11 protein-coding genes and 1 pseudogene are annotated in these 11,054 nt (G+C 60.7%); 8 read left to right on the forward strand and 4 right to left on the reverse strand.

Annotated elements, in window-relative coordinates; translation table 11 throughout:
- Nucleotides 1-199 precede the first annotated feature (199 nt).
- Both QD357_RS09250 and QD357_RS09255 read left to right on the forward strand, forming a co-directional pair.
- Nucleotides 200-1,285 (forward strand): methionine ABC transporter ATP-binding protein, encoded by a 1,086-nt coding sequence (locus QD357_RS09250; RefSeq protein WP_107109062.1) that lies wholly within the window; start codon nucleotides 200-202, stop codon nucleotides 1,283-1,285.
- Nucleotides 1,275-1,931 carry a methionine ABC transporter permease gene (locus tag QD357_RS09255; RefSeq protein WP_107109063.1) on the forward strand — a complete coding sequence of 219 codons (657 nt, stop codon included), beginning with the start codon at nucleotides 1,275-1,277 and terminating at the stop codon, nucleotides 1,929-1,931. Before QD357_RS09250 ends, QD357_RS09255 begins: the two co-directional genes overlap by 11 nt.
- A 9-nt stretch (nucleotides 1,932-1,940) precedes the next feature.
- Here QD357_RS09255 and QD357_RS09260 read toward each other — a convergent pair whose 3' ends face one another.
- Nucleotides 1,941-3,299: an LLM class flavin-dependent oxidoreductase gene (locus tag QD357_RS09260; protein ID WP_414124145.1), complete on the reverse strand. Its 1,359-nt coding sequence runs from the start codon at nucleotides 3,297-3,299 to the stop codon at nucleotides 1,941-1,943.
- Between the two features lie 217 nt (nucleotides 3,300-3,516).
- Here QD357_RS09260 and tauA point away from each other — a divergent pair, with 217 nt between their 5' ends.
- The 3 genes from tauA to QD357_RS09275 all read left to right on the forward strand — a co-directional run bounded on the left by tauA (nucleotide 3,517) and on the right by QD357_RS09275 (nucleotide 6,220).
- A complete protein-coding gene (tauA, locus tag QD357_RS09265) occupies nucleotides 3,517-4,524 on the forward strand; it encodes a taurine ABC transporter substrate-binding protein (RefSeq protein ID WP_107109064.1) in 1,008 nt (335 codons plus the stop codon).
- A gap of 62 nt (nucleotides 4,525-4,586) precedes the next feature.
- Entirely contained in the window at nucleotides 4,587-5,384 is a 798-nt protein-coding gene (locus QD357_RS09270; protein ID WP_107109065.1) for a taurine ABC transporter ATP-binding protein, read from the forward strand.
- Nucleotides 5,381-6,220 (forward strand): ABC transporter permease subunit, encoded by an 840-nt coding sequence (locus QD357_RS09275; RefSeq protein WP_107109066.1) that lies wholly within the window; start codon nucleotides 5,381-5,383, stop codon nucleotides 6,218-6,220. The genes QD357_RS09270 and QD357_RS09275 overlap by 4 nt, the downstream gene beginning before the upstream one ends.
- A 20-nt stretch (nucleotides 6,221-6,240) precedes the next feature.
- Here QD357_RS09275 and QD357_RS09280 read toward each other — a convergent pair whose 3' ends face one another.
- From QD357_RS09280 to QD357_RS09290, 3 genes are all read right to left on the reverse strand, one after another.
- A complete protein-coding gene (locus tag QD357_RS09280; RefSeq protein ID WP_107109454.1) occupies nucleotides 6,241-7,239 on the reverse strand; it encodes a prohibitin family protein in 999 nt (332 codons plus the stop codon).
- A gap of 91 nt (nucleotides 7,240-7,330) precedes the next feature.
- Nucleotides 7,331-8,362: a hydroxyacid dehydrogenase gene (locus QD357_RS09285; protein ID WP_107109067.1), complete on the reverse strand. Its 1,032-nt coding sequence runs from the start codon at nucleotides 8,360-8,362 to the stop codon at nucleotides 7,331-7,333.
- A gap of 56 nt (nucleotides 8,363-8,418) precedes the next feature.
- The gene (locus QD357_RS09290; RefSeq protein ID WP_107109068.1) at nucleotides 8,419-9,114 is read right to left on the reverse strand and encodes a DNA-3-methyladenine glycosylase I; all 696 of its coding nucleotides are present in this window, start codon (nucleotides 9,112-9,114) and stop codon (nucleotides 8,419-8,421) included.
- A 146-nt stretch (nucleotides 9,115-9,260) separates the two neighbouring features.
- Between QD357_RS09290 and QD357_RS09295 the strand changes: the two genes are divergently transcribed.
- The 3 genes and pseudogenes from QD357_RS09295 to QD357_RS09305 form a co-directional block, all read left to right on the forward strand.
- On the forward strand, nucleotides 9,261-9,521 hold the full coding sequence (locus QD357_RS09295; protein WP_107109455.1) for a DUF982 domain-containing protein: 261 nt from the start codon (nucleotides 9,261-9,263) through the stop codon (nucleotides 9,519-9,521).
- Between the two features lie 114 nt (nucleotides 9,522-9,635).
- Nucleotides 9,636-9,878 (forward strand): DUF982 domain-containing protein, encoded by a 243-nt coding sequence (locus QD357_RS09300; RefSeq protein ID WP_107109069.1) that lies wholly within the window; start codon nucleotides 9,636-9,638, stop codon nucleotides 9,876-9,878.
- A gap of 475 nt (nucleotides 9,879-10,353) precedes the next feature.
- A pseudogene (locus QD357_RS09305) lies at nucleotides 10,354-11,054 on the forward strand (hypothetical protein); the annotation flags it as partial.

The following is an 11,054-nucleotide window of genomic DNA, read 5'->3' on the forward strand; positions in this document are numbered from 1 at the left end:
CACCAATTCAGCGGCGGGGGCAGCGCTGAGCGCCTGGGCGGCCGGGGCATTCCTGCTCGGGTCGCCTTCGGTGTTTTCCGACAGGATGCGACATTCTCCAAACGATCTCCCCCCTTGTGGGGAAGATGTCACGAAGTGACAGAGGGGGATGCCAGAAGTGCGGCACATTCAAGGGCCGCTTTTTGCAAAGAGAACCACCATGAATCCCTTCATCCCAGCCATAGCCATTAAAGGACATACTCCGCCCGGTAGATCAGAGAGCGATGAGATCGTCCGCCTCGTCAATGTCCGGCGCCGTTTCGGTACGAACCCCGCGCTCGACGGCATCTCGCTTGCGGCCCGCCGCGGCGAGATCGTCGGCATTATCGGTCGCAGCGGCGCCGGCAAGTCAACGTTGATCCGTTGCTTGAACGGGCTGGAGCGCGCCGATAGCGGCGAAATCCATATCGAAGGGCGTGATATAGCCGGCCTGTCGGAAAACGAGTTGCAGCCGCTGCGCCGCCGCATCGGCATGATCTTCCAGCATTTCAATCTGCTTTCGGCAAAAACGGTCGAAGGCAATGTCGCCCTGCCGCTGAAGATCGAAGGTGTTGCCAAGGCGGAGCGGCTGGCGCGGGCCCGCGAGCTGCTCGAACTCGTCGGTCTTGCCGACAAGGCGAAGGCCTATCCTTCGGCTCTCTCGGGCGGACAGAAGCAGCGTGTCGGCATCGCCCGAGCGCTGGCCGCCCGCCCCGCTCTTCTCCTCTCAGACGAAGCCACCTCCGCGCTCGATCCCGAGACGACACGATCGATCCTGACGCTGCTGAAGGATATCAACCGCAAGCTCGGCCTGACCATCCTGCTGATCACCCATGAGATGGAAGTGGTGCGCTCGATCGCCGATCGCGTCGCCGTTGTCGATGCCGGTAAGATCGTCGAAGAAGGCCCGGTCTGGCAAATCTTCGCCAATCCGCAGACCGAGATCACCGCAAGCCTGCTCAGCATCATCCGCCCGCAACTTCCTGAGCATATTGCGGAGCGCCTGTCGCAGACGTCGGGTGTCGAGGCGATACTGAGCGTCGATCTCGCCGGCCCGGCCGCGCAAGGCGCGCTTTTCGCCGAGCTTTCGGCGGCGCTGCCGCATTCCTTCCGGCTCGTGCATGGCGGCATTGATCATATTCAGAACGAGCCCGTCGCCCGCTTCTTCATCGCCGTGCCGACACGCGATGCAGCACTGCCGGCACGGGTGACTGATTTTCTGACGGCCCGGTCCGCCCGGGCGGAGGTTTTAGGTTATGACAACTGACATCATCCTCGGCCTGCTCTGGCGCTCATTCTGGGAAACTGTCTGGATGACCGGAGCATCCGGCCTGATCTCGCTCGTCATCGGCCTGCCGCTCGGCCTCGCCCTGGTCGTCACCAGCCGCGACGGCATTGCCGAACAACTCACCGTCAACAGCATCCTCGCAGCGCTGGTCAACGGCTTCCGCGCCGTGCCTTTCATCATCCTGTTGATCGCCTTGATCCCGCTGACACGGCTGATCGTCGGCACCGCACTCGGCACGACTGCGGCGATCGTGCCGCTCACCATCGCAGCAATTCCCTATTACGCCCGCATCGCCGAAGTCTCGTTGCGCGAGGTCGATCGTGGCCTGATCGACGCCGTGCGCGCCATGGGCGGCAACCGCTGGACCATCATCCGCGAAGTGCTCGTACCGGAAGCCCTGCCCGGCATCGTCGCGGGCTTCACCGTGACGCTGGTGACCCTGATCGGCGCCTCGGCCATGGCCGGCACCATCGGCGGTGGCGGCCTCGGCGATCTGGCGATCCGTTATGGCTACCAGCGCTTTGAGACCGGCGTGATGATCGCGGTCGTCATCGTGCTGATCGTCTTGGTCTGCGGCATGCAATGGCTCGGCGACCGCCTCGTCGCCAAGCTCGATCATCGTTAGGACGAGCGCTTATTCGTGATGACGGAATGCGGCTGCCGGATGACTTGACGGCAGCCGCCCATCGCCGCGGCCAAACAATTTCTGGCGTAACGTCCCCTCGGCATAATCCGTCTTGAACAGCCCGCGTTCCTGCAACACGGGAATGACGAGATCGACGAAATCGCGCAGGCTTTCCGGCGCGACCGTCCGTGCCAGATTGAAGCCGTCAACGCCGCCCTCTTCCACCCAGACCTGCAAGCAATCGGCAATCTGCTCAGGCGAGCCGACCATCGGCTTCTGACGGCTGCCGAGCACCATCTGGTCGATGATCTGCCGTGGCGTCATCGCCGGCTTGCCGCTGACAACGGCAAGCGCCGATTGATTGGCATTGGTGGTCTTCTGCTCGATCGGCTCGTCCAGGCCGAACTTGGAAAGATCGATGCCGATCGAGCTGGAATAATGCGCGAGCGACGCCTCGACGCTGGCATGCCGGCGATAGTCCTCCAACTTGTCCTCGGCTTCCTTCTCCGTCCGCCCGACGACGACGGTGATGAGATTGAGGATGCTGAGATCATCGGCTTGTCGGCCGAAGTGAACGGCCCGTTGCCGAAGCGCCTCCGTCAGTGGCCTTGCGCCCTGCAGCGTCGGGCTCGCGATGAAGACGCATTCGGCATGGCGCGCGGCAAAATCCTGCCCGCGCGCCGAAGCGCCAGCCTGAAACAGCAACGGCGTGCGCTGCGGCGACGGTTCGCTCAGGTGAATGCCATCCATCCGATAATGGCTACCCTCGTGCCGGACGGCCCACACCTTGGACGGATCGGCGAAGAGCCTACCCACCTTGTCGCGCTTGACGGCATCATCGTCCCAGCTTCCCTCCCAGAGCTTATAGACGACCTCCAGGTACTCTTCGGCGGCATCATACCGAGCATCGTGATCCGGCTGGCGCTCCATGCCCATGCTGCGGGCAGCACTATCAAGATAGCCGGTCACGATATTCCAGCCGATGCGGCCCTTGGTCAGATGATCCAGCGTCGACATGCGCCGTGCAAAGAGAAAAGGCGGCTCGTATGTCGTGTTGACGGTAACGCCGAAGCCAAGATGTTTGGTCACATAGGCCATGGCCGACAATGGGATGATCGGGTCGTTGACCGGTATCTGCGCCGCCGTCCGGATCGAGGTCTCGGGGCTGCCCTTATAGAGATCGTAGACACCGACGACATCTGCCAGGAAAACGCCGTCGAGCTTGCCGCGTTCGGCCGTGCGCGCGAAATCCACCCAGTAGTCGAGGTCGGTATAGTTCAACGCAGTATCGCGCGGATGCGTCCAGAGGCCGTGATTGATGTGCCCGACGCAGTTCATATCGAAGGCATAGATCCGCATCGGCTTCATGGCCTTGTCCTCAACTCTCGACGTCATCGTCCTGCCTGTTCCTTGACTGATCGCAAAAGACCCGGAGTTTCACAATATTTGGAAGTGCGTTGCGGGGGATGCCGCAAATCCGGAATTTTATATCTCTATATTTTCTATCAATTTTACAATGATTAATACGGACCGGCTGCATCGTCAGCGGTTAAAGATCATTTCGCAACACCACGCCGGGGGAAACATGACCATCAACAGACGCAATTTCTTGACCACCACAGCCGTCGCTGTTTTTGCCGCGACTTTCGGTTCTTATGCAAGTGCCGCAGATGTAACGCTCAATATTGGCTATCAGCCGATCGTCGAGCCGTCGCGCGTACCGCAGGCCGACGGTGAATATGACAAGGCAACCGGCGCCAAGATCAGTTGGCATAAATTCGACAGCGGCGCCGATGTCGTTGCCGCCATCGCCTCGGGCTCGATCGATATCGGCTATGTCGGCTCCTCGCCACTTGCCGCCGCCGCCAGCCGCGAACTGCCGATCGAGACCATCTTCGTCGTCGGCAACATCAGCGACGCGGAAGCGCTCGCAGTCAAGGGCATAGACAAGCCGGAGGATTTGAAAGGCAAGAAGATCGCGACACCTTTCGTCTCCACCTCGCATTACAGCCTGCTGACCGCGCTGAAGCATTGGAACATCGATCCGAAATCGATGCAAATCCTCAACCTGCGCCCGCCTGAAATCGCCGCCGCCTGGGAGCGCGGCGATCTTGATGGCGCCTATGTCTGGGATCCGGTGCTGTCGCAAATCAAGAAGAACGGCAAGGTCCTCGCGACATCAGGAGATGTGGCAAAATGGGGTGGCCCGACCTTCGACGCCTGGATCGTGAGCAAAAAATTCGCAGACGCTCATCCCGACGCCGTGACCGGTTTCGTTCAGGTCACCGGCAAGGCCTATGCTTCCTACCGCGCCGATCCGGCGAGCTGGAGCGCGTCGTCGCCGCAAGCCGCCGCGATCGCCAAGCTCACCGGTGCAAAGCCGGAAGAGGTGCCGGAACTGCTGAAAGGCTATTATTTCCCGACGCTCAAGGAGCAGGCGAGCGCCGAATTTCTCGGCGGCGGCACGACGACCGCGATCGCCCAGACATCTGCCTTCCTGCTGGAACAAGGCAAGGTCCCCGCCGTGCTGAAAGACTATGCACCCTACGTCAACGCCAAATTCGTCACCGATGCGGCGAAGGCCGGCCTCTGATTCACGCGTTCGGCGCAGACCGGAGTTTTCCGGCCTGCGCCCATTCACTGGAGTACCCGCGCATGAGCATCCTGTCCCTGCAATCCATTTCGCTGAACTTTCCGGGCGGCCGTCGGGGGCAGAATAGCCATCGCGTGCTCGATAATCTGACACTGCATATTGCCTCCGACGAATTCGTCACAGTCATCGGCCGTTCCGGTTCAGGCAAGACCAGCTTGCTCAATCTAGCCGCTGGCTTTCTGACGCCTTCCGAAGGGCGCATCCTCGTCGACGGCAAGGAGATCGAAGGGCCGGCCGCCGACCGGGCTGTCGTCTTTCAGGATGATGCGCTTTATCCCTGGCTGAATGCTCGCGACAACATCGCCTTTCCTTTACGCCTGCACGGCGTGCCGAAAGAGGAGCGCCGCCGCCGCGCCGATGCTTTGCTCGCCAAAGTCGGTCTCGACGGCGCCGGTGACCGCAACATTTGGGAACTATCTGGCGGCATGCGCCAGCGTGTCGGCATCGCCCGCGCGCTAGCCTCCGATCCGCGTTTTCTGCTGATGGACGAACCGCTCGGCGCACTGGATGCCCTGACCCGCACGCGCATGCAGCAATTCCTGCTGAAGGTCTGGTCGGAGAGCGGCACAGGCGCGCTGTTGATCACACACAGCATCGACGAAGCCCTGATCCTTGCCACCCGCGTCATCACCCTGGCGCCGAATCCCGGACGCATCACCGCCGATATCCCGCTTTCCTTCGGCAAGCGTTACCTTGCCGGCGAGCCGCTTGCCGAGATCAAAGCTTCGGCTGAATTCAAAAGGCTGCACGATGAGTTGACCGGCCTGATCCACGACGAGACTGAGGAGGAGGCCGCGTGACCGCCGATATCGAAAAAATCGCAGCCATTGACACCCAATCCGACGCAGGGACTACTGGCAAAACCAGCTCGTCCAGCTCGACGCTGTGGATTTCGCTTGCAACTGTCCTGGCGCTATTGGTGATCTGGGCGGTCGCAGCGGCCTATGGCATCGTCTCGCCGGTCTTTCTCCCCTCGCCCTGGACCGTCGCGAAGGCGATTTACACGCTGAACACTGCCGGCTTTGTCGATTCGACGCTGGCCGAACACGCATTCGCCAGCCTGTTCAGGATTTTTGGCGGCCTCGCCGTTTCGCTGGTGATCGGCATTCCCGCCGGGCTGGCGATTGCCACCAGCCGCATCGGCAAAGGCATCCTTGACCCGATCGTCGAATTCTTGCGACCGCTTCCGCCGCTCGCCTATCTGCCGCTGATCATCATCTGGGTCGGTATCGGCGAAGCCTCGAAGATCACCGTCATCGCGCTCGCCATGCTGCCGCCCATCATTCTATCGACTGCCGCCGGCGTGAAAGCCGCGCCTGTCGACTATATCAATGCGGCCCGCTCCTTCGGCGCCGGCAGAGCGCAGGTGTTGCGCCATGTCGTCCTGCCGGGCGCCATCCCGTCGATCCTCACCGGCATCCGCATCGCGCTCGGCGCCGGCTGGTCCACGCTCGTCGCGGCCGAACTGGTCGCAGCCACACAGGGCCTCGGCTTCATGATCCAGTCGGCGGCGCAGTTTCTGGTGACCGACATCGTCATCAGCGGCATCATCGTCATCGCGCTGATTGCCTTCCTGTTCGAAATCGGCGTCCGGCTGATTGAACGCCGCTTCGTACCTTGGTCAGCTCATCGCTGAGCCGATCGTCAAAGCTGACCCTACTGCTGTCCAGCCACCGGCACGACGGAATTCTGCCGCGCGTCGAGATTGAGCATAGGCACCGAGGCATTCGGCAGCATGGTGGTCGGCAATTGCCCGTTCCATTTTTCCGCCTGAGTGAGGAAGATCAGGTTGGGATTGTCACGCAACGCGTCGCCGCGCGCCTTGATCGCTTTTGCCTCCGCATCTCCACGGAGCTGGATCGCCTGTGCATCGGCTTCCGCCTGCAGCCGCACGGCGTCGGCCTGAGCCTGCGCATCGGCGCGGCGTGCATCGGCAGCCGCTTGGGCCTGTGTCACAGTGATTTGCGCCTGCACCTTTTCCCGCTCGGCGTTCTGCCGCAGCTTCTGCACCTCGACTTCGGCCAGCATGCGCTGCTCTATGCTGTTCTCATAGGCATCGGAGAAATCGATATTTTCGACCTGGACGCTGTCGATCTGCACCGGCCCCTGAATGCCAGCCTCGATCGCCGCCTGAACATCGGTATTGAACTGCGCCCGGTTCTGAATGACGGAGGCGGCGGTGAATTTGCCGAACACAGTCTTCACATCCTGCGGCGCGCGGCGCGAAATCAACCGCGATTCCAGGTTACCGAGCGAACCGAATTCGGAATAGACTTTCTCGACCGCATCCGCCGGCACATGCCAGGAAATAGTCACGCGCATATCGGCGGGCTGCTGGTCCTGTGAATAGGCCTGCATCTGTTGATGCTCGCCGGTCTGGCAGCTCGTGCCGCTCTGGCAGGTCCAATAGGTTACCTGCTGGGTGACGGGAATTTTGACGACGGTTTCAATCCACGGCAGTTTGAAATGCAGGCCCGGTTCCGCGGTGCCGACCATGGCCCCGGTGCGAAGGATCACACCGCGCTCGCCCTGGTCGATCGTGTACCATGAGCTGAAGATGATCATTGCAACGGCGATAACGGCGACAATGCCCAAAAATGCTGTCATTCGGCTCCTGGTTGCCACAGACGCCACGTCGATTTCCCGGTTCGCCATCGATTTCCTCATCATCTCTTCGATGGCGGAGACATAGATGAGTCGGCGCGGAAATGCACCCATTGCGGGTCTGCATGGCGAAGTTACAGCTTCAGTTTCTAGTCACCGGCTTCGAGCGCATCCGCGACACCGTTTCGCGCTCCGCCCGCTTGCAGCGCATTGGCGGCAGGCCGCGATCCATCAGGTCCATATCTTCCAACACCATGTCGCCCATTTTCTTGAAGGCGCTGTCAAGGGCACCGGCGCGATGCGCCGAGCGGATGAAGCCTTTGAGGCCGCGCACCGGATGGTCCTTGCCAAGCGGTTCCTCCGGATAGACATCGCTCGCCGCAACGATATGGCCGGAGGCGACCTCGGCCATCAATGCGTCGAAATCCACCACATCGGCACGGCTGAGCAGGATGAAGGCCGCCCCCTTGCGCATGCGCGCAAAAGCCTCGGCGCCGAGAAAACCCTTGTTCTCGCTGGTGACGGAGGCCACCACGAACAGGAAATCGCTGCCCGACAGCACCTCGTCGAGGCCGGCCGGCTGGACGCCATGTTCCCTGAGGATCGAAGGCGGCATCCAAGGGTCGAACACCCTGACCGTCGCGCGAAAGCCCGACAGCACCCTGCTCAGCGCCTTGCCGAGATCACCGAAGCCGACGATACCGATATCGCTGCCGGAGATCAGCCGGGCCTTGGCATTGCCATCACCGCCCCAAAGCTCCCTGCCCTCGCGAAAATCGAGATCCGCATCGACGATGCCGCGTGCCAGGCTGAGCGCAAACCCGAGCCCGATTTCAGCCACCGGCTCGGCAAAGACCTGTCCGGTCGTCACGACATGAATGCCGCGCTGGAACAGGACATCATAGGGCATGTTGTTGATGAGATTGCTTTCGACATTCAGGATGCAGCGCAGGCGCGGCATGCGGTCGAGCGTGTCCTTTGAAAGCGGCGGCTGGCCGATGATATAGCGCGCCTCGCCGAGCACATCGTCGCCAAGCCCGGCAATATTCTCCGGATCCGCCTCGACGATCCGGTATTTCGAATGGAGGAGCGACAGCGCATCCTTGCTGAAGATGAGTTCAAGCGAGCGCGGCTCGGGCGCGCTGATGGCCAAAGGCCTGTTATCAGTCGACATGAAAGTCTCTCCCTATTCTCAGAGACGATCCAATATCATTCGACCAGCCAAATCAATCAGGGCTCGTCTTCCCCTCCCGGCATGCCCACAGAGAAGGCGCAGATGCGCGAGAGATAGGTTTGCGGCAGGCCCGTTTCCGCGGCCCAGGCATTGAACCGATCCTGGATCAGCTTGAAATCTTTCTTGGTCGGCTTCGTCTCCGAGATCAGCAGGCCAGAAAGGCGCAGGCAAACGAGCACGTCATGGCTCATGACGAAACTGTCGCGTCCGATGGCGCGCAGGAAATATTGGCCGCTCATGCCGCCGAGGCGGTTGGCGCGCTTGTCGAGAACGGCGAGCAGGCCGATATGATCCTCCACCGGCCAATCGGCGAAGAAGCGCCCGGCGCTGCCATGTTCCTCGGCAAGTTGGCGAATGAAATGCGCATTGGCCCGCACGGACATGATCTTGGCGCCGTTGCGCACGACGCGCGTGTCCGAGGTCAGATCATGCCAGTAATCGTCGGGCGCGAAATTAAGGAACACCGGATCGAAACCGGAGAAAGCCGCTTCGAAACCCGGCCATTTGGAATCGATGACATTGCGCACGAAGCCGGCATAGAAGACATAGCGCGTCATTTCCGACAGCAACCTGTCGTCTGGCATGGCGCGCAAGGCATCATGATCGGGCGCTTTCGGCATCAGCGCTTTCAGCGCTTCCGCCCCGCCTTTGCGCTTTTCCGCCCGTTCCAGAATTTCCGCGAAGCTGCCCACCTGCCCCTCCTCTCTGACGAAGACTCAAGTCTTTTACGATCTCGTGCCTCCGCGCAAGGTAACGCGCGCTGGACATCCGCTGCAATTTTACTTGTACCTTCGCCCACCCTGGCGTTAACGTGAGCGCGTGGGTCGGAGCTGGAATGATGAGTAATAGACATTGGAATTTCCCGGTGATGGTCATCTGCACGCGAACAGGGAAAATCTATACCGTTGGCACCACGAAAGAGGCATTGGACATGCTCTTGAATGCATGGCCCGTTGCCGAAGGCAAGGCGTTCATGATGGCCTTGCAGATATGCACGGATGTTGAAAGCGGGATCAGGCAACCGCTGGAAGCGCGCAACAGTTTCGTCGCCGCCGCCAAGGAAGCAGGCGTACCGATCGAAACCACAATGGCCGAATAAACCGCCGCATCACCTGATTCTCCTCTCGCGCCGTGGCTTTGTGCCTCTGTCCGCAACAATGCTTGGAACGAAACCGCCGCTATCCCGTTTTGAAATGCCAAAACGAGGAGCGCGATGTTTCAAACCGCCTGGAGAAAGCCTGTCGTCGTACGCCTGCCGAAAAATATCCGCATCATCCGGACAGCGGCCGAGGCTACGGACTGCCTGACCGTGGATTGGCCGATACGCCACGGAAACGCCTATGAGGCCGCGTTGCGCGCCTGCATCGATTGCTTTGAAGGATATACCACCGCGAACGAAACCCGCATGGCTTTCGTCGCCGCCTGCCGCGAGGCGCATGCCCTGATAAGCGCATGACGCCGGGCAAACACATTTTCATGGCGCGGAGTATTAGGCCGGATCTTTTGCTAAGAAAAACTGGAGTTTGACGGTCGTTAATTCAAAATTAAAAGCAAACGAATAAAAGCGGTCTTGGGTCGCGAGAAGTCTGCTGAAAAACGCGATTCGCCCATGAGTAAAAGACGCATCTGGGCGAACGGGGGTAGCAGGCAAGACGTCAGCGTCCAATGGCGTAGGGATCAGGGCCGTGCATGGCTCTGGAAGCATGATGCCCTTCCAACGCGCCGGCTCGTCCGAGCCATGTTCCGTGTAACTTCATTCTCTTCCGACAGGACGCCCGAATTGTCGACGCCGGTATTGGTGTCCGATTAAGCGGGTAACGCTGCCAGCAAACGCGCGTCCAACGACGCCGTAAAGGGACTTTGCTGGTCTTCTCGCGCGGCCGACGGCAGAGGGGTGATATTCGCATTCAGCTAACACTAGGGGCGCGTCCATGACTTCAGTTATTTCTTCTCTGAGCATCACTCAGATCAAAGCTCTTTCCACCACAACGATTAAGCAGCTCACCACCGACGACGTGGCAGCACTGAGCACCACGCAGATCAAGGCGCTGAGCTCAACGCAACTCTCCGCTTTTGAAACGCAGGACATCTCCACCTTCACCTCCACGCAGATTGGCGCCGTATCGACGAGCGCCATTCTTGGTTTGAACCTGGACCAACTGGCTGTTCTCTCCACGACCCAGCTCGGGGGCCTCTCGACCGAACAGGTCGCCGCGCTCACCACAGCCGACGTTGCCGGCCTCTCCACCGATCAGGCCAAGGCTCTCTCCACCAGCCAGGTGGCCGCTCTGACCTCGAAGCAGGTTGCAGTCCTCTCCACTGACGATGTTGCCGCCCTCTCCACCGACCAGATCGGTGTTCTGAAGACCGCGCAGGTCGCAGCCATGAAGTCGGCCCAGATCGCAGCTCTCTCCACCGACCAGGCCGCTGCACTGTCCTCGACGCAGATTGGCGCCCTGACGGCAACAGAAGTTGGCGCTCTCTCCACGGCCGACATCGCAACCTTCTCGACCGACGAAATCGCAGCGATCAGCACCGCGGCTTTGTCCGGCCTGACCTCTGATAAGGTCGCAGCGCTCTCTACTGATCAGGTTGCGGCTCTGAAGACCAGCCAGATCGCTAAGTTGAGCAC

This window comes from Rhizobium sp. BR 317, assembly GCF_047445835.1.
Lineage (GTDB): Bacteria > Pseudomonadota > Alphaproteobacteria > Rhizobiales > Rhizobiaceae > Rhizobium > Rhizobium paranaense.